The sequence below is a fragment of the Rhodococcus huquni genome (assembly GCF_055231055.1).
In genome coordinates this window covers 384,840-401,633 of the sequence record NZ_JBUYWE010000003.1, presented here as the reverse complement: position 1 = coordinate 401,633, position 16,794 = coordinate 384,840, and the positions used below count along the sequence as shown (strand labels likewise).

Sequence of the window (16,794 nt, the reverse complement as noted above, 5' to 3'; positions counted from 1 at the left end):
TTACCGTTTGCGTTTGTGTGGGATGTGAGCATCAGCCGTCAACTCGTCGATTCGGGCGCTTTCGTGTCCGAGAACCTCGCTCTGTCGGGGTTCACGACCCTGCGGCTCGGTGGGCCGGCGGCACTCGTCGCCGAATGCCCCACTACGCAGGTTCTCGTCGATGTGGTGCGTCTTCTGGACTCCGCCGGTGTGCCGACGCTCGTCCTGGCCGGCGGGTCGAACCTGGTGATCGGCGATGCGGGATTCGACGGTGTCGTGGTGCGCGTGGCCAACACCACTGTGACCTTGGACTCCGACACCGTGGGCGTCGAGGCCGGCACGGTGTGGGACGAGGTCGTGGCGGAAACCGTCGCCGCGCAGCTCGGTGGGCTCGAATGCCTGTCCGGCATCCCCGGGTCGGCGGGAGCGACGCCGGTCCAGAACGTGGGGGCCTACGGAGTCGAGATCGGCTCCATGATCAAGCGGGTGCAGCTTCTCGACCGGACCACCGGCGAGGTGCGCTGGGTGGCGCCCGATGAACTGGGCCTCGGCTACCGGACGAGCGTTCTGAAGCACTCGTCGGATGCATTGGTCCTCGCCACCGAACTCGACGTCTTCGCCGACGGACTCAGCGCGCCGCTCCGATACAAGGAGCTGGCTGCTGCGGTCGGGGCCGAGGAAGGCGAGCGCGTCCCGTCGTCGCAGGTCCGAGAGGCGGTGCTCGAGCTTCGGCGCGGCAAAGGGATGGTGCTCGACCCCGCCGATCACGACACCTGGAGCGCGGGATCGTTCTTCACCAATCCCGTGGTGTCCGATGATGCGCTGCCCGGCGTGCTCGCCGCGATCGCGGCGAAGCTCGGCGATGTGAGCGTGCCGCGCTACCCGGGAGAGCGAGGCACCAAGCTGTCGGCCGGCTGGCTGATCGAGCGTGCCGGATTCGTGAAGGGCTACCCGGACGAGGCGGCCTCGGCACGGCTGTCCACCAAACACACCCTGGCGCTCACCAATCGCGGCAATGCGACAACTGAGGAGTTGCTGACGCTGGCACGTTCGGTGCGCGACGGTGTCGAGTCGGCCTTCGGTGTGCGCTTGGAGCCGGAGCCCGTCACGGTCAACTGTTCAATTTGAGCAGGTCGTCAGCACAGGTAACGTGTTGACTGTGTATGAGCTGGCTGAACGGAACCGTCGATCACGTGTGATCGTGCTGATCACTGCACTTGTCGCGGTCGTCATGATGATTGTCGGTTGTTCGGGTGAGTCGGGCCTGTCGTCGTCGCCCCCGGACGAGCCCGTGGCGTCGGTCACGACCAACCCGGCTACTGGCACGCAGGACGTCAGCCCCATCGCGCCGATCACGGCCACCACGGCCCAGGGCACGTTCACCGATATCTCGCTGACCAACGCAGCGGGTACCCCGGTGAAGGCCGAGCTGTCGCCGGATCGCACGACCTTCACGGTCGGCGAGCCACTCGGCTACGGCGCCACCTACACCTGGCACGGCACCGCGACCGGCACGGACGGCAAGCCGGTTGCCGTCGAAGGCGACTTCACCACTCTTCAGCCACAGGAGACGCGCTCCGCGAATCTCAACATCGGAGACGGTCAGGAAGTGGGCATCGCGGCCCCGATCATCGTGAAGTTCGACGGGACCGTCGAGGACAAGGCGGCGGCAGAGAAGGCGATGGTGGTCACCACCAATCCGCCGACGCCGGGCTCGTGGGCCTGGCTGCCCGACGACAACGGATCTCGCGCCCACTGGCGACCCGCCAACTACTGGGCGCCGGGGACCAACGTCAACCTCGACGCCAAGCTCTACGGGCTCGACCTCGGTGAGGGCGTGTACGGCGGGGGTGACCTGAGCGTGAACTTCAACATCGGCCGCAGTCAGATCGTGAAGGCCGACGCGCCCAGCCACCGCATGCAGGTGGTGCGCGACGGTGAGACCGTCATGGACATCCCGGTGAGCTACGGCGAGGGCAACGAACCGCGCAACGTCACGCGCAGCGGCATCCACATGGTGACGGAGAAGTTCGAGGACTTCCTCATGTCGAACCCCCCGTTCTACGAGAACGTCCGCGAGCGCTTCGCGGTCCGGATCTCCAACAACGGCGAATTCATCCACGCGAACCCGGCGACGCTCGGTGTGCAGGGCGCATCCAACGTCACCAACGGATGCATCAACCTGTCTCTCGAGGACGCGCAGCAATACTTCGGCATCGCCATGTACGGCGACCCCGTCGAGGTGACGGGGACGTCGATCGACCTCTCCGCGGCGGACGGCGACATCTACGACTGGGCCATCGACCTGCCCACCTGGCAGTCGATGTCCGCGCTCGCGTAGTTCGTCGTGCGCCTATTTCGCAGTGCGGTGGAAGCGGCCGGCCTCGGCCTGATCTCGCGGCTTGACGATGATCTGATCGAGGTTGACGTGCGGCGGCCGTGATGCGACGAACCCGATGATCTCGGCGATGTCGTCGGCGACCAGGGGAGTGATCCCCTCGTACACCTTGTCGGCACGCTCCTGGTCGCCCTCGAACCGGACGAGCGAGAACTCCGTCTCCACGGCGCCGGGCGCGATCTCGGTGAGCCGCACGGGCTTGCCAAGCAGTTCGCCGCGCAACGTCCGGTGCAGCACCGCCTGCGCATGCTTGGCGGTCGTGTAGCCGGAACCGTTGTCGTACGCCGAGAACGCGGCAATCGAGGTGATCGTGACGACGAGTCCATCGCCGGACTCGATGAGCTTGGGTAGCAGCGCCTTCGTGACCCGGAGGGTGCCGAGCACGTTGGTCTCCCACATCCACCGCCAGTCGTCGAGATCGGCCTCGAGTACCGTCGCCAGCCCTTTCGCACCGCCCGCGTTGTTCACCAGCAGGTCGACGCGAGGCAGAACCGAGGTGAAAGCCTCGACCGAATCCTCGTCGGTCACGTCGAGTTCGAGTGCGGTCCCGCCGATCTCCTCGGCGATCTTCTGCAGGCGATCGACCCTGCGCGCGCCCAGGATCACGTGATAGCCCTGGGCGGCGAGGGTGCGAGCGGTGGCCTCACCGATGCCGGAGCTGGCACCGGTGACGACGGCAGTGCGGGTTTCCTGTGAGCTGGTCATGTGCCAATCCTAAAGGCGCTCCGCGCCTGTGAGTGGTTAGCGAGTCCAGGGACTCGTCAGGCGCTCACGGGCGCGGCGTCGTCGATCACGGAGTACTCGGTGGCATCGCCGGCAACCGAACGAGACCGCTCTCCGCGAATGTTGACGGGCACGTCGCCGGCCAGCGTGATGCGGTTGAGGCGCCGGTACTGGTCGTCGTAGTCCGCGATCGCGTAGTGCTGGGTGGCCCGGTTGTCCCAGATCGCGACGTCGCCCTGCTCCCAGTTCCACCTGGTGGTGAATTCGAGGGAGATGGCGTGATCCTGCAGAACTTTGAACAGCGCCTGCGACTGGCTCGTGCTCAGGCCGACGAAGCTCTTCACGAAGTGGCCGAGAAGCAAGGTTCGCTCACCGGTCTCGGGGTGGACGCGGACGACGGGGTGCTCGGTCTCGAAGTGCGTCGACCGGAACTCCTCCCGGTACGCCGCGGTCTGTTCGTTGGTGAGTCGCTCGGCACTGGTGGCCGCGTAGTCGTACTGGTTGGTGTGGGTGGCCCACAGGTTCTCGGCGAGGGCCTTGAGCGGCTCGGGGAGCTTGGCGTACGCCGCGACGCCGGACGCCCAGGTGGTGCTGCCGCCGTAGGCGGGGAGTTCGATGGCACGCAGGATCGACGCCTTGGGAATGCGGTCGACGAACGTGACGTCGGTGTGCCAGCTGTTGGCCTTGCCCAGGTCGGAGTCGATCGGGAGGATCCGCTCACCGTGCGACTTCACCGTGGGATGCGCGGTCGTCGGGGATCCGAGGAGCTGGGCGAACTCGTACTGAGCGTCGTCCGTGAGGTGATCCTGCCCGCGGAAGAAGACGACCTTGTGCTCGAGGAGTGCCTGACGAATCAACACGACCGTCGCGGGATCGAGGTCGCCGCCGAGCCGGACGCCGTCGATGCGAGCTCCGATGTGCGCGCCGAGCTTCACGACGGACCCTGTGGGTGAAGCTGCTACCTCTGGTGCGAAATCGATGGACATGATGGACCTTTCGGCAGAAGGCGGTGTGCGGATTGCATCCACCAGACCATCCGAAATGGTTCGAACAGAAGGATTTTCGTCAGCGTGATCGCAAGCACGCGCTGCGCCTGCGATTGGTGACTGCGCGCGAAGCTGCTATTTTGAATCCATGTCCTCAGGTCGGTCGTCCGCTCCGCGGGTCACGTATGTGACCGCCGCGTTGGGTTCGCGACTGCCGTTGGCGCGGGAACTGTGTTGTTCCTGTCGCAGCATTTGTAGCTAGTACACGCTGCCACGTAACGCCCGATCCGGCGTATTTTCTGCACTCCGCAGACCCCGATCAGGTGACGTAGGCGCGATTCCTTCTCTCATGCAACGGCACCGTTCGTGCCGTCTACCTGCAAGGACTTCAGCCCGTGTCTGTAACGACCCTCTCTACCGCCGACCGGTCCGTTCGGCGTCCCAGCGTCGGGGTGCGCCCCCGCGTCAACATCGTCGCCCCCGAACTCCGAATCGCGGAAGGCCCCGCAGCCGGGGTCTTGCGAGTGGCGCGGTCACGTGGGCCCATCTCCCGCGACGTGGCGGCAAAAGCGACCGGTCTGAGTATCGCGACCGTCAACCGTCAGGTGTCGGCACTGCTCGACCTCGGGCTGCTGCGTGAACGCGGAGACCTCACTGCGTCCGGCGCCATCGGACGTCCGCGGGTGCCCTTCGAGATCGATCACGAGCCGTACCTGACCGTCGGAATCCATATCGGCGCGGTCGTGACCAGCATCATCGCCAGTGACCTGCGTGGCAAGGTGCTCGGGGCAGTCGAGGTGCCCACACCCCGAGACGAGTCGTCGGAGGCGCTCGCGACCATCGCTCGCAGCGCTCGTGCATTCTCCTCTCGGTGGCACCGGCGCCGACCGCTCTGGGTGGGGGTTGCCATCGGTGGCCGCGTCGACCCGCAGGGCGGCGTGGTGGACCATCCCCGTCTCGGGTGGACGGAGGCGCGGGTCGGTCACATCATCGGCGCAGGCCTCGGGCTGCCGGTGTCGGTTGCTGCCCACGTCGAAGCGATGGCGGCATCGGAACTGCTGCTCAGTCCGGATAGGCCGGATTCCGGGCCCGACAACGCAACCAGCCTGTACGTGTACGCCCGCGAGACCGCGGGAATCGCCATCACCATCGACGGGCGCGTACACACACCATCCAACGGGCCCGGCTCCATCGCGCATCTACCGACCGGCTCTTCCGTGGTGTGCTCCTGCGGTTCGACCGGTTGCTTGGAAGCGACCGTCAGTGATCGCGCGATGATCGACGCCGCCGTCGAGGCCGGAATCATCACCGATGCCGACGAGCGTCCGGCCATGTCGGCGCTGTACAAGGCGGCGGCCGCCGGTTCCACACGGGCGCACGAGCTTCTCGTCGAACGTGGTCGAGTGCTCGGACGAACCGTCGCCATGCTGCGAGACCTGTTCAACCCCGACCGCGTGATCCTGGGTGGACAGGCCTTCACCGAATACCCGGCAGGTGTTCCGCACGTGGCCGAGGCTTTCGCCAATACGTCCTCCTTGGAGCGCAAGGACATTCGCATCACCGGATTCGGTAATCGGGTTCAGGAGTACGCCTCGACCGTGGTGTCCCTCAGCTCGCTGTACTCGGACCCGGCAGGTGCGATGCGACGGGCCACCGTCTAGACGGTCGTAGGTTGCAGGACGGCCTGCGTCTGGGTGACCTGCGCGACGAGCTTGCCTGCATCGTCGCGAAGTTCTGTGGTGACAGCGACCGTTCTGCGTCCGGCGTGCAGGGGTGTGGCGCGGGCTGTCAGTGTGCCCTCGCGCAGGCCGCGAGTGAACACGGTGCTGGAGCTGACGGTCGATGTCGACGCGCCTTCGGGAAGATTGAGGAACGCGCACACCGCGCCGACGCTGTCGGCCAAGGTCATCACCGCACCTCCGTGCATAGCGTTTCCCAGCGTGGTTCGATGTCGATCCCAGTCGAGGTGGCCAATCACTTCGTCGGGTGTTGCCGAGTCGAGTTCGACTCCCACGTGAACGGCGAAGGGCATGGTCGCGAGGATTGCGTCGAGGTCCATCCCCGAATGTTAGGCGGCGAGTTGCCTGCATACGTTCGGATAGCGAACTAGGTTGGGCCCATGACGAAACAGGGGTCGGGTATGGGGCGTGGGGACGCCATCGGATGTGCAGTCGCGGGATTCTTCGGCATGGCGTGGTTCGGCTGGGGGATGGCAGAACCGGTATCGACCGCCGTGGAGTGGCTGATGCAGATCGGGGCCTTGGCTTCGCTGATCGTGGCCGTCTGCGCCATTGTGATGGCAGTTCGTAGCCCCGCAGGCAGTGCGCCGATGGAAGACCCCGCCGTGCGCCGCAAGTACTGGACGATCGTCGGGGTCGAATTCGGACTGATCGCGGTAGGCGCCCTGGTTCTCGGTGCGTCGGGCGCCGGCGCCTGGATATCGGTGTGGGTGTGCGCTGTGGTCGGTGTGCACTTCGTGCCGCTTGCCGGGGTGTTCGGAGCCGAACCGCTGAAGATCGTCGGAGTCGTGCTGGTCGGGGTGGCGGCGGTGGCCTTGGTGCTCGGGCTGCTCACATCGGTCCCGCCCGTCACCATTACCGGAGCAGGCGCCGGCTTGGTACTCCTGACATCCGGAGTAGTCGGACTCGCCGCGGGTGTGGCATCGACGCGAACGGCGAAAGCGACTACCGGCTCAGAGCGGTAGCGCCGTCTCGGACAGGCCCTCCCGGCCGCCACGTCGCCGGAACCACTCCTGCCCGAACATTGCCTGCAACTGCTCTTCCGGCATCTGCAGGAAAGGCCCGAAGTCGCCGATCTGAGTGGCGTGCGCGTGCATGGCCTCGCGTTTCGCGGACATCGAGCCACGGACGTCGACCACCGTGGTGATCTGTGAATCGGGAAGTCCGAAACTGTCCAGATCCGGCGGAGTGGCATCGGGCGACCACTCGGGGTTCAAAACAAGTAGTCGTTTGATGTGATCGCGACTGACCGCGGCCTCGTAGACGTGATCGATGCCTGCCAACTCGGCAGCGCGGACGCCGACGTGATGGACCTGAACGTGATCCGGATGCCCGTACCCGCCGTTGGGGTCGTAGATCGTGATGACGTCGGCCGATTCCTCGATCAGCACGTCCGCCAGGAGTCGGGCGGCCTCGTCCACGTCGGCGTTGCAGAAGGCATCCGGATTGCGGTTCTCGGCAGCTCCCGCCATACCGGAATCCGCGTAGTGCAACTGCACGACGCGATGGGCACCGAGGGCAGAAGTCGACGCTTCGAGTTCCCGTTTCCGACGCGCCGCCAAGGTTTCGCCGTCCGCCAACAGACCATCCGGCACCTCGCCGAGCGCACCGTCGGTGGCCGTGACCACCACGACGCGGTGGCCGGCGTCTGCGGCTTGCCGCATCACCCCGCCCGTCGTGAACACTTCGTCGTCGGGATGGGCGTGGAAGCACACCAGCACACTCATCCCGCAATACTGGCACGCCGGGGCGACATCCGGACGGGCCGTCCCACCGCACGCCTATCGTGACGCCATGGCTATTCGTGAAACCGTCGGCGTCGACGGAACGTCCATCGTCTACTCGGCCTCCGGCGACGCGACCTCGCGGCCGCTCGTCCTACTGCATGGCTGGGCGCAGTCGTCGAAGTGCTGGGGCGAGAAGGTGCTGGCCGACCTGTCCGAGCACTACCGGGTGATCGCCGTGGATCTGCGGGGGCACGGCCATTCCGGGGCTCCGGAGAGCGGGTACGACAGTTCGCAGAACTGGGCGGGTGACGTGCAGGCCGTGCTGGCCAACGAGGGCATCGACAGTGGTGCGGTACTGCTCGGATGGTCGTACGGGGGACTCGTCATCGCCGACTACCTGGCCGAACACGGCACGAGTGCGGTCGACGGCATCGTCCTCGTCGGTGCGATCACCAGCATCGGACGCGGGGAGAAAGGCGGCAAGGTCGGACCGGCGATGCGTGCCGCGATTCCGGATGCCATGTCGGAGGACCCGAAAACCGCGATCAAGGCCCTCGGCGCGTTCGGAAACGCGCTCACCGGGCCGGTCGACGGCAAGGGCGCTCAGTCACAGGCGCTGTTCGGGGCCAGTCTGTCCACCCCGCCGCGGGTACGGGCCGCGCTCTTCGACCGCACCGTCAGCCACGACGACCTGCTGCGATCCCTCGACATCCCGGCGCTCGTGCTGCACGGCGAGGACGACACCGTCGTCGATGTCTCGGCCGGACGGCACGTGGCCGATCTGATCCCGAAGGCGCAGACGTCGTTCTGGGAAGGCACCGATCACGGGCCGTTCGTGGCGGATCCGGACCGGTTCGTCGGGGACCTCCGGGGGTTCGTCGACGGCCTCGGTTAGAGACCACTCGAAACGAAGGGGCAGTATGGAGTGGTGACACCCATGCACAACTCCCGCCCCCGCAGGGTGGCCGTCTTCTCGGTCCACACGTCGCCCCTGGCGCAGCCGGGTATGGGGGACGCAGGCGGCATGAACGTCTACGTTCTGCAGACCGCCATTCAGATGGCCCGGCGCGGCGTAGAGGTCGAGATCTTCACCCGTGCCACCTCGTCGTCCGACGCCCCCGTTCAGCAGGCGGCGCCCGGCGTGCTGGTGCGCAACGTCGTTGCGGGCCCGTTCGAAGGTCTCGACAAACACGATCTGCCGACTCAGTTGTGTGCGTTCGTCGCGGGCGTGTTGCGCGAGGAAGCGCGCCACGAGCCGGGCTACTACGACCTCGTGCACTCGCACTACTGGCTGTCCGGGCAGGTGGGGTGGCTCGCACGCGACCGTTGGGGTGTGCCACTCGTCCACACCGCACACACGTTGGCCGCGGTGAAAAATCTGTCTCTCGCCGAAGGTGACACCCCGGAGCCTGCCGCGCGGCAGATCGGCGAACAACAGGTGGTGTCCGAGGCGGACCGGCTGGTGGCCAACACCGTCGACGAGGCCGAGCATCTCGTTCAGCTCTACGGCGCGGATCCCGACAAGGTGGATGTGGTCGCACCCGGCGCCGACCTGTCCCGTTACCGCCCGGGCGACCGCGCAGCGGCCCGGGCGAAACTCGGGCTGGACCCGAAAGAGACCGTCGTGACCTTCGTCGGGCGTATCCAGCCGCTGAAGGCGCCGGACGTGCTGTTGCGTGCCGCAGCAGACCTCGTGAGTCGTAGGCCCGAACTGCCGTTGCGCATCCTCGTCGTCGGCGGTCCGTCCGGAACCGGACTCGCCCGGCCGGACGTCCTGATCGACCTCGCGGCGAGCCTCGGTATCTCCTCGCGGGTGACGTTCCTGCCGCCGCAGGCGCCCGAGCAGCTGGCGGACGTGTACCGAGCCTCCGACCTCGTTGCCGTGCCGAGCTATTCGGAATCGTTCGGTCTGGTGGCCGTCGAGGCCCAGGCCTGCGGCACACCGGTGATCGCGGCAAACGTGGGCGGGCTCGGAGTGGCGGTGCGCGGCGGAAGTACCGGGCTGCTGGTGGACGGCCATCGCACCGACGATTGGTCGTCGGCGCTCGGGTCGCTCGTGGAGAGCCCGGCGCGGTTGGCGGAAATGGCGCAGCAGGCGCCGTTGCACGCCGCGAACTTCTCGTGGGAGCACACTGCGGACGGTCTGCTCGAGAGCTATCGCAAGGCCACGATCAACTACAACAACGGAAACCTGCCGAGCACCGAATTCGGTCAGCGTCGCGGTCGCGGTCGCTGGAAGCTGCGCAGGTCGACAGGAGTGCGCGCATGAGTGAGGTAACCGGTGACGTCGCAGCCACTATCGAGGCGGCACTGACCGAGCGGGAACTCGAGTTCACTCGAAAGGACTCGACCCACTTCGTCGTGGAGCTTCCCGGCGAGAACAAGCTGAAGACCACCACGCTGCTGACAGTGGGCAATCACGGTGTGCGCATCGAAGCGTTCGTCTGCCGTAAGGCCGACGAGAACTTCGAGGGCGTCTACAAGTACCTGCTGCGGCGCAACCGTCGGCTGTACGGGGTGGCGTACACGATCGACAAGGTCGGCGACATCTACCTGGTGGGCCGGATGTCGGAGCCTTCCGTGACGGGGGACGAGCTCGATCGGGTGCTCGGCCAGATCCTCGAGGCCGCCGACGGCGACTTCAACACCCTGCTCGAGCTCGGATTCGCCAGCTCGATCAAGCGTGAATGGGAGTGGCGGGTTTCGCGGGGAGAGTCCCTCGCGAACCTGAAGCCGTTCGAGCACATGATCGAGGACTGAAGGCTCGCACCACGCTGGAGCAGGGTGGCGCCAATGCCTGCTCAGCCGGGCAGTTCGGTGACGCCGAGGGCGAAGTCCAAGTTCCCTACTCCGTGATTGGCGAGGCCTACCGTGACCACGCCCGCTCCTTCCAGCCAGTGCGCCATTTTCAGGCCGCCGACATCGAGCGGGCGCAGCCCCAGGCTCTCGATGAACGCCCCCACGCTTGCCTTGGCCCGCGCATCATCGCCTGCGACGAACACGTCCGGCCGCCCCTTCTCCAAAACCTGACGGAAAACGGTGTTGAACGCCTTCACCACGCCGGCGCCGGACGGGGCCGCCTTGGCAACTTCCTGCGCGATCGAGGTTTCCTCTCGATGGGTGAGCCCGTCGAACGTGGAATTGAAGGGGTTGCTGATGTCGACGATCACCTTGTTCGCGAGAGCGTCTCCGAACTGGTTGACGACCGGCACGACACCGTCGGCCAGCAGCGCCACGATGACGATGTCGCCGGCCGGGGCGGAGCCCCAATCTCCCGTCGTGGCGCCGACGCCGAGAGACTCCGCCAGGTCGGCGGCTTTGGTCTTGTCACGGCCCATGACTTCGACGGTGTTGCCGCCCGCGACCGCCCGCGCGCCGATGGTGCGGGCCATGTTCCCGGTGCCGATGATGCTGATGTTGCTCATGACATTGTCCTGTCCTGGTTTCACGTAGTAGGTAAACCGTCCGGTGTACTTACGGTAGTGAGTGGCCGACCAGGGTGCAAGCTATGTACACCGATTGTTACCCGAACGGGTACGATCGACCCCATGACGGAGTTGGAGAAGGGCCCCAAGGGCAGCCGTCGCGGCCGGGGCGCCCGCGAGCGCATCCTCGGCGCGTCTCGGGAGCTGTTCCGCGAGCAGGGCATCAGCCGAACGGGTATGGACCAGCTCTGCGCGGTGGCCGAGGTGTCGAAGCGCACGGCCTATCAGCACTTCGCGGGTAAGGACGAACTCGTCGCCGAGTACCTGCGTCGGTTCGATCCGTCGATTCTGTCGGGCGTCTTCGACCGCACCGACCTCACGCCCAGTGAGCGGCTGCTCGCCGTCTTCGACGTCCCCTCCGATAATCCTCTGTGCCCCTATATCGCGGCCGCCGTCGAACTTCACGACCCCCTGCACCCTGCATCCCAGTACGCGCGTGACTACAAGAAAGCCGTCGCCGCGCGGCTCGCCGACACTGCCCGTGAGGCCGGCGCTGCCGACCCCGAGCAGCTCGGCGAGCAACTCGCGCTGCTGCTCGACGGCGCCGCGGCCCGCACTCGAGTACTCGATGCCGATGCCTTCCCCGTCGCCGCCGCCATCGCCGCGGTCCTCGTCGGCAACGCCATCCCAGCCGCCCTCGATGACCGGCGACCGATGAGAGTGAGCGCCCGGTAGAGTTTCGGCATCTTGTGTTGACAGTCACAGGCTGATGTATGTTACGTGCTGTTACATACAAGTACACAACCGTTGTCGCCGCGCCACCTAGGAGAAGCCCCGTGAGCTTCAAGAGTCCCTACCCGGATGTCGAGATCCCCAACCTCAGCGTCTACGAGTTCCTGTTCGGAAAGGTCGAGGACTCCGATCTCGACAAGCTTGCGTTCGTGGACGGCGGCTCCGGAGCGGAGACCAGCTACCGCGATCTGCTCGCGCAGATCGACGGCGTAGCGGGTGCACTCGCCGCGCGTGGCATCGAGATCGGTGACGTGGTGGCACTGCACGCACCGAACTCGCCCGCCTTCGGCTCCGTGTTCCACGGAATCCTGCGAGCGGGGGCCACGGCCACCACGATCAATGCGCTCTACACCGCAGAAGACATCGCGAAGCAGCTCACCGACTCGAAGGCCAAGTTCCTCTTCACCGTGTCGCCGCTCCTGGAGCAGGCGAAGGCTGCTGCCGCAAAGGTCGGTATCGCGGACGAGAACGTGGTCGTTCTCGACGGTGCAGAGGGTCACGCGTCGCTGAAGGATCTGATCGCACAGGGCGCTCCCGCTCCCGACGTTTCGATCGACCCCACGACGCACCTGGCGGTGCTGCCGTATTCGTCGGGCACCACGGGCCGCCCCAAGGGCGTCATGCTCACGCACCGGAATCTGGTCGCCAACGTGTGCCAGATCAACCCGCGCATGGGCATCACCTCGGACGACAACCTGCTCGCCGTGTTGCCGTTCTTCCACATCTACGGGATGACGGTGCTGCTCAACGCGGCACTGTCCAATCGCGCAACGCTGGTGACGATGCCGAAGTTCGACCTCGTCCAGTTCCTCGGCAACGTGGCCGAGAAGAAGTGCACGTACGTGTTCATCGCGCCGCCGGTGGCAGTGGCGCTCGCCAAGCACCCCCTCGTCGACCAGTACGACATGTCGAGCATTCACACCATCTTCTCCGGTGCGGCGCCGCTCGACGCGGAGCTGGGCAACGCCGTCGCTCGTCGCCTGAACTGTCGTGTGCTGCAGGGCTACGGCATGAGCGAGATGAGCCCCGTCAGCCACGCCATTCCGTTCGATCGCGACGACATTGCTCTCGATTCGGTCGGGCACACCATCGCGAACATGGAATGCAAGCTGGTGGACCCGGCCACCGAGCAAGAGATCGAGATTCCGGCCGACGGTGTGAGCGAGCCGGGCGAGCTGTGGTGCAAGGGGCCGAACGTGATGGTCGGTTACCTCGGCAACGAGCAGGCCACCGCGGAAACCCTCAACCCGGACGGCTACCTGCGCACCGGTGATATCGCCGTCGTGGACGCCGACGGTGTGGTCACGATCGTCGACCGCCTCAAGGAACTCATCAAGTACAAGGGCTACCAGGTGCCGCCGGCCGAGCTCGAGGCGCTTCTGCTGACCCATCCTCGGATCGCCGACGCCGCCGTCATCGGTGTGCTCGACGACGAGGGCGAGGAAGTGCCCAAGGCATTCGTCGTGCGCCAAGAGGGCGCGGATCTCGACGAGCAGCAGATCATGGACTACGTCGCCGAGCGGGTGTCACCGCACAAGAAGGTTCGCAAGGTGCAGTTCATCGACACGGTGCCGAAGTCCGCGGCGGGCAAGATTCTCCGTAAGGATCTGCGCACGGGCGACAAGGTCTGAGTTCGTAGGCGGTTGTCCCTCCAGTCGGTTCCCAAGGGTTCCGGTAGTCGTGCCAATATGAACGGCATGAGTACCGGAACCCTTGTGCTGCTCCGTCACGGCGAGAGCGAATGGAATGCGCTGAACCTGTTCACCGGCTGGGTGGACGTCCACCTCACCGACAAGGGCGTCGCCGAGGGCAAGCGTGCCGGCGAACTGCTCGTCGAACACGATCTGCTGCCCGATGTCCTGTACACCTCGCTGCTGCGACGCGCGATCAGCACCGCGAACATCGCGCTCGACGCCGCGGATCGACACTGGATTCCGGTCATCCGCGACTGGCGCCTCAACGAGCGTCACTACGGCGCTCTGCAGGGCAAGAACAAGGCGCAGACAAAGGAAGAATACGGCGACGATCAGTTCATGTTGTGGCGCCGTAGCTACGACACCCCGCCGCCGCCCATCGAGACCGGCAGTACCTACAGCCAGGACGCCGATCCGCGGTACGCCGACCTCGACGAGGTTCCGCTCACCGAGTGCCTCCTCGACGTCGTGAAGCGTCTCATTCCGTACTGGGAAGAGACCATCTCGAAGGAACTGCTGGCCGGCAAGACCGTGCTGGTCGCCGCCCACGGCAACTCGTTGCGCGCGCTGGTCAAGCACCTCGACGGAATCTCCGACGAGGAGATCGCCGGACTCAACATCCCCACCGGCATCCCGCTGCGCTACGACCTCGACGAGAATCTGAAGCCGTTGAACCCGGGCGGCACCTACCTCGATCCCGAGGCGGCCGCCGCAGGTGCGGCCGCGGTCGCGAATCAGGGCGGAAAGTAGGTTGCCCGGGCCGCCCGTCTCGCCTCGAGCGGGCGGCCCCGGCAAACAGCAGGTGAACGGACGTCCAACAGTGCGCTGTGCGGGTGTGACCTACACGGAAATACGCCAACCCTGCTTAGCCGCTGTGTTTCTTCTACGTACGATTCAGGCGTGAGTGTTGTTCAGGCAGTCCTGATCGCCGCCATGGTCGGCTTCGCCGGCTTCTTGGTCGGCGGGGTGCTGGTCCCACGGATCGCCACCCGAAACGAACAGCGCCGCCAGGATCAGACCGGGCTCACGATGTCGCAGGTTCTCGACCTGATCATTCTCGCTTCGGAGAGTGGCATCGCGGTCGTCGACCAGCATCACGACGTGGTGCTTGCCAATCCCCGCGCCGAGCAGTTGGGGCTGGTACGCAGTCGGTTGATCGAGGATCGTGCGTGGGCGGCCACTCAGCGGGTGCTGGAAACCGGACATCCCGAGGAGTTGGACCTCACCAGCAAGACACGGCAGCGCGGCCGCGACAACATCGCCGTCCGCGTCACCGCGCGTCTGCTCAGTAAAGAAGACCGCAATTTCGTGGTGCTCTTCGCGGACGACGATTCCGAGCAGGTGCGGATGGAAGCTACCCGCCGCGACTTCGTCGCCAACGTGAGCCACGAACTGAAGACGCCCGTCGGCGCGATGGGATTGCTCGCGGAAGCGTTGATGGAATCCGCGGACGATCCGGAATCGGTCAAACACTTCGGTGAGCGCCTCCAGAGCGAGTCGGTTCGACTGGGCCGGATGGTCACCGAACTGATCGCGCTGTCGAGGTTGCAGGGCGCGGAGAAATTGCCCGACCTCGACATCGTGCAGGTCGACGACGTCGTCTCGGAGGCACTGCTGCGGTGCCGCGTCACTGCGGAGGCAGCCGACATCACGGTCACCACCGACAACCCCAGCGGGTACGAGGTGCTCGGCGACCGCACGCTCCTCACCACCGCGCTGTCCAACCTGATCCAGAACGCCATTGCTTACTCGCCCAAGGGGTCGCCGGTCTCGATCAGTCGATCGATCCGCGAGGGTGACGTCGCGATCGCCGTGACCGACCGCGGTGAAGGCATCGCCAAGGCGGACCAGGAGCGGGTGTTCGAAAGATTCTTCCGCGTCGACAAGGCACGATCACGGGCAACCGGAGGCACCGGCCTCGGTCTCGCGATCACCAAACACGTCGCGGCAAACCACAACGGATCGATCGATCTGTGGAGTAAACCCGGAACGGGTTCGACGTTCACGCTGCGGATTCCCGCACACGTCGAGAAGGCAGACACCGACGGTTACGGTGTCGGCACCATCGGGAAGCGAGAAACTGGCATGGAGGCCAAGCGATGACAAGTGTGCTGATCGTGGAGGACGAAGAATCGTTGGCCGACCCGCTGGCGTTTCTACTGCGCAAGGAAGGCTTCGAGGCAACCGTGGTCGGCGACGGGCCGTCCGCACTTGCCGAGTTCGACCGTTCCGGCGCGGACATCGTCCTGCTCGACCTCATGCTGCCCGGCATGAGTGGAACGGACGTGTGCAAGCAGCTGCGCAGCCGATCCGGCGTGCCCGTGATCATGGTGACCGCGCGCGACAGCGAGATCGACAAGGTCGTCGGACTCGAACTCGGTGCAGACGACTACGTCACCAAGCCGTACTCGGCGCGTGAGCTGATCGCCCGCATTCGCGCAGTCCTGCGCCGCGGTGTGGACGCAGACCTCGACGGCATCGGGGTCGACGGAGTCCTCGAAGCGGGCCCGGTGCGCATGGATGTGGAACGCCACGTCGTACAGGTGGGCGGCGAATCGGTCACCCTGCCGCTCAAGGAATTCGACCTGCTCGAATACCTTCTGCGCAACTCCGGACGCGTGCTCACCCGCGGCCAGTTGATCGACCGGGTCTGGGGCGCCGACTACGTCGGAGACACCAAGACCCTCGACGTCCACGTCAAGCGGTTGCGCTCGAAAATCGAATCCGACCCGGCCAAGCCGGAACATCTCGTCACCGTGCGCGGGTTGGGCTACAAACTCGAATCATAGGGGGCTGCGCCCCCTGTGAGCGGTTAGCGAGTCTCTGGACTCGTTGGCCGCTCACAGGGAAGTGCTTCCGTAGTCTCGATGCCATGGACAAGACGCACTGATGCCGTCGAAACGGGAACTTCTGAAATCCGATCCGTTCCAGTTGGTGGAGTTGGGTCTCGCGATGCAGAAGGCGGACAAGGACTTCGCCGACCAGGTCGATGCCATGTTGTCGGCAATCGGCGACGCCAGCGTTCGTTGGGATGGCGCTGACGCTGCAGATCGCCACAACAGTGAGGTGCAGGAAGCGGGCCGCAAGTGGTCCTCGACGGGCCAGGACGCGTCGAACTCCATGATCGACGCCGGCAACGGTCTCATGTGGTGGCGCGAATCAGTCCTGGCCCGAGTCCGTGATGCCGAGTCGGCCGGGTGCGTTGTCGATGACGACTGGACGGTTCGGCACGAAGACGCGGCGCAGGCCCAGATTCACCAGGACCTGGTGAACGATGCGGTGTTCGAGTACAACGATGCCACGAGTGACTGGGTGAAAAGGCTCGGATAAG

At 65.7% G+C, this 16,794-nt stretch carries 18 protein-coding genes; 13 read left to right on the top strand and 5 right to left on the bottom strand.

Translation table 11 applies throughout. The annotated features are described in order from the left end of the window. Positions 1-15 precede the first annotated feature (15 nt). Both ACZI8R_RS08385 and ACZI8R_RS08380 read left to right on the top strand, forming a co-directional pair. Positions 16-1,107 carry a UDP-N-acetylmuramate dehydrogenase gene (locus tag ACZI8R_RS08385; protein WP_463379115.1) on the top strand — a complete coding sequence of 364 codons (1,092 nt, stop codon included), beginning with the start codon at positions 16-18 and terminating at the stop codon, positions 1,105-1,107. A 31-nt stretch (positions 1,108-1,138) separates the two neighbouring features. Further along, complete coding sequence (locus ACZI8R_RS08380; RefSeq protein WP_463379114.1) at positions 1,139-2,320, top strand: L,D-transpeptidase; 1,182 nt, start codon at positions 1,139-1,141, stop codon at positions 2,318-2,320. A gap of 12 nt (positions 2,321-2,332) precedes the next feature. On the opposite strand, the gene ACZI8R_RS08375 is transcribed toward ACZI8R_RS08380, so the two are convergent. Continuing rightward, the gene (locus ACZI8R_RS08375; RefSeq protein ID WP_463379113.1) at positions 2,333-3,082 is read right to left on the bottom strand and encodes an SDR family NAD(P)-dependent oxidoreductase; all 750 of its coding nucleotides are present in this window, start codon (positions 3,080-3,082) and stop codon (positions 2,333-2,335) included. 56 nt (positions 3,083-3,138) lie between these two features. Then, on the bottom strand, positions 3,139-4,086 hold the full coding sequence (locus ACZI8R_RS08370; protein WP_463379112.1) for a TauD/TfdA dioxygenase family protein: 948 nt from the start codon (positions 4,084-4,086) through the stop codon (positions 3,139-3,141). 395 nt (positions 4,087-4,481) lie between these two features. On the opposite strand from ACZI8R_RS08370, the gene ACZI8R_RS08365 reads away from it, so the two are divergent. Then, positions 4,482-5,747, top strand: a complete 1,266-nt coding sequence (locus ACZI8R_RS08365; RefSeq protein WP_463379111.1) for an ROK family protein — start codon at positions 4,482-4,484, stop codon at positions 5,745-5,747. Here the strand turns inward: ACZI8R_RS08365 and ACZI8R_RS08360 are convergent. After that, the gene (locus ACZI8R_RS08360; protein ID WP_463379110.1) at positions 5,744-6,145 is read right to left on the bottom strand and encodes a PaaI family thioesterase; all 402 of its coding nucleotides are present in this window, start codon (positions 6,143-6,145) and stop codon (positions 5,744-5,746) included. The genes ACZI8R_RS08365 and ACZI8R_RS08360 overlap by 4 nt on opposite strands. A gap of 60 nt (positions 6,146-6,205) precedes the next feature. On the opposite strand from ACZI8R_RS08360, the gene ACZI8R_RS08355 reads away from it, so the two are divergent. Beyond that, positions 6,206-6,790, top strand: coding sequence for a hypothetical protein (locus tag ACZI8R_RS08355; RefSeq protein ID WP_463379109.1), 585 nt, complete (start codon positions 6,206-6,208; stop codon positions 6,788-6,790). On the opposite strand, the gene ACZI8R_RS08350 is transcribed toward ACZI8R_RS08355, so the two are convergent. Then, the gene (locus tag ACZI8R_RS08350; RefSeq protein WP_463379108.1) at positions 6,779-7,552 is read right to left on the bottom strand and encodes a PIG-L family deacetylase; all 774 of its coding nucleotides are present in this window, start codon (positions 7,550-7,552) and stop codon (positions 6,779-6,781) included. The two genes, ACZI8R_RS08355 and ACZI8R_RS08350, sit on opposite strands and share 12 nt — an antisense overlap. Positions 7,553-7,619: 67 nt before the next feature. Here ACZI8R_RS08350 and ACZI8R_RS08345 point away from each other — a divergent pair, with 67 nt between their 5' ends. Genes ACZI8R_RS08345 through ACZI8R_RS08335 form a run of 3 tightly spaced genes read left to right on the top strand, consistent with a single transcriptional unit; the run spans position 7,620 to position 10,312 of the window. Further along, positions 7,620-8,447, top strand: a complete 828-nt coding sequence (locus ACZI8R_RS08345; RefSeq protein ID WP_463379107.1) for an alpha/beta fold hydrolase — start codon at positions 7,620-7,622, stop codon at positions 8,445-8,447. A 42-nt stretch (positions 8,448-8,489) separates the two neighbouring features. Then, positions 8,490-9,821 carry a D-inositol-3-phosphate glycosyltransferase gene (mshA, locus tag ACZI8R_RS08340; protein WP_463379106.1) on the top strand — a complete coding sequence of 444 codons (1,332 nt, stop codon included), beginning with the start codon at positions 8,490-8,492 and terminating at the stop codon, positions 9,819-9,821. Then, positions 9,818-10,312, top strand: coding sequence for a type III secretion system chaperone family protein (locus tag ACZI8R_RS08335; RefSeq protein ID WP_463379105.1), 495 nt, complete (start codon positions 9,818-9,820; stop codon positions 10,310-10,312). The genes mshA and ACZI8R_RS08335 overlap by 4 nt, the downstream gene beginning before the upstream one ends. A gap of 41 nt (positions 10,313-10,353) precedes the next feature. Here ACZI8R_RS08335 and ACZI8R_RS08330 read toward each other — a convergent pair whose 3' ends face one another. Then, positions 10,354-10,977: an NADPH-dependent F420 reductase gene (locus ACZI8R_RS08330; protein ID WP_463379104.1), complete on the bottom strand. Its 624-nt coding sequence runs from the start codon at positions 10,975-10,977 to the stop codon at positions 10,354-10,356. Between the two features lie 123 nt (positions 10,978-11,100). Here ACZI8R_RS08330 and ACZI8R_RS08325 point away from each other — a divergent pair, with 123 nt between their 5' ends. The 6 genes from ACZI8R_RS08325 (at position 11,101) to ACZI8R_RS08300 (ending at position 16,793) form a co-directional block, all read left to right on the top strand. After that, on the top strand, positions 11,101-11,712 hold the full coding sequence (locus tag ACZI8R_RS08325) for a TetR/AcrR family transcriptional regulator (protein ID WP_463379103.1): 612 nt from the start codon (positions 11,101-11,103) through the stop codon (positions 11,710-11,712). 101 nt (positions 11,713-11,813) lie between these two features. After that, on the top strand, positions 11,814-13,400 hold the full coding sequence (locus ACZI8R_RS08320) for a 4-coumarate--CoA ligase family protein (RefSeq protein WP_463379102.1): 1,587 nt from the start codon (positions 11,814-11,816) through the stop codon (positions 13,398-13,400). A 57-nt stretch (positions 13,401-13,457) separates the two neighbouring features. Then, the gene (locus tag ACZI8R_RS08315; RefSeq protein ID WP_463379101.1) at positions 13,458-14,213 is read left to right on the top strand and encodes a phosphoglyceromutase; all 756 of its coding nucleotides are present in this window, start codon (positions 13,458-13,460) and stop codon (positions 14,211-14,213) included. A gap of 150 nt (positions 14,214-14,363) precedes the next feature. Further along, a complete protein-coding gene (locus tag ACZI8R_RS08310) occupies positions 14,364-15,566 on the top strand; it encodes a sensor histidine kinase (RefSeq protein ID WP_463379100.1) in 1,203 nt (400 codons plus the stop codon). After that, a complete protein-coding gene (locus ACZI8R_RS08305) occupies positions 15,563-16,252 on the top strand; it encodes a winged helix-turn-helix domain-containing protein (RefSeq protein WP_463379099.1) in 690 nt (229 codons plus the stop codon). Before ACZI8R_RS08310 ends, ACZI8R_RS08305 begins: the two co-directional genes overlap by 4 nt. Before the next feature lie 100 nt (positions 16,253-16,352). Further along, entirely contained in the window at positions 16,353-16,793 is a 441-nt protein-coding gene (locus ACZI8R_RS08300; protein WP_463379098.1) for a hypothetical protein, read from the top strand. Position 16,794 lies beyond the last annotated feature (1 nt).

Bases quoted from the DNA above. Each gene is read 5' to 3' on its own strand.
- ACZI8R_RS08375 (WP_463379113.1), bottom strand. From the start codon at position 3,082: ATGACCAGCTCACAGGAAACCCGCACTGCCGTCGTCACCGGTGCCAGC.
- ACZI8R_RS08370 (WP_463379112.1), bottom strand. From the start codon at position 4,086: ATGTCCATCGATTTCGCACCAGAGGTAGCAGCTTCACCCACAGGGTCC.
- ACZI8R_RS08360 (WP_463379110.1), bottom strand. From the start codon at position 6,145: ATGGACCTCGACGCAATCCTCGCGACCATGCCCTTCGCCGTTCACGTG.
- ACZI8R_RS08355 (WP_463379109.1), top strand. From the start codon at position 6,206: ATGACGAAACAGGGGTCGGGTATGGGGCGTGGGGACGCCATCGGATGT.
- ACZI8R_RS08350 (WP_463379108.1), bottom strand. From the start codon at position 7,552: ATGAGTGTGCTGGTGTGCTTCCACGCCCATCCCGACGACGAAGTGTTC.
- ACZI8R_RS08345 (WP_463379107.1), top strand. From the start codon at position 7,620: ATGGCTATTCGTGAAACCGTCGGCGTCGACGGAACGTCCATCGTCTAC.
- mshA (WP_463379106.1), top strand. From the start codon at position 8,490: ATGCACAACTCCCGCCCCCGCAGGGTGGCCGTCTTCTCGGTCCACACG.
- ACZI8R_RS08335 (WP_463379105.1), top strand. From the start codon at position 9,818: ATGAGTGAGGTAACCGGTGACGTCGCAGCCACTATCGAGGCGGCACTG.
- ACZI8R_RS08330 (WP_463379104.1), bottom strand. From the start codon at position 10,977: ATGAGCAACATCAGCATCATCGGCACCGGGAACATGGCCCGCACCATC.
- ACZI8R_RS08325 (WP_463379103.1), top strand. From the start codon at position 11,101: ATGACGGAGTTGGAGAAGGGCCCCAAGGGCAGCCGTCGCGGCCGGGGC.
- ACZI8R_RS08315 (WP_463379101.1), top strand. From the start codon at position 13,458: ATGAACGGCATGAGTACCGGAACCCTTGTGCTGCTCCGTCACGGCGAG.
- ACZI8R_RS08305 (WP_463379099.1), top strand. From the start codon at position 15,563: ATGACAAGTGTGCTGATCGTGGAGGACGAAGAATCGTTGGCCGACCCG.
- ACZI8R_RS08300 (WP_463379098.1), top strand. From the start codon at position 16,353: ATGCCGTCGAAACGGGAACTTCTGAAATCCGATCCGTTCCAGTTGGTG.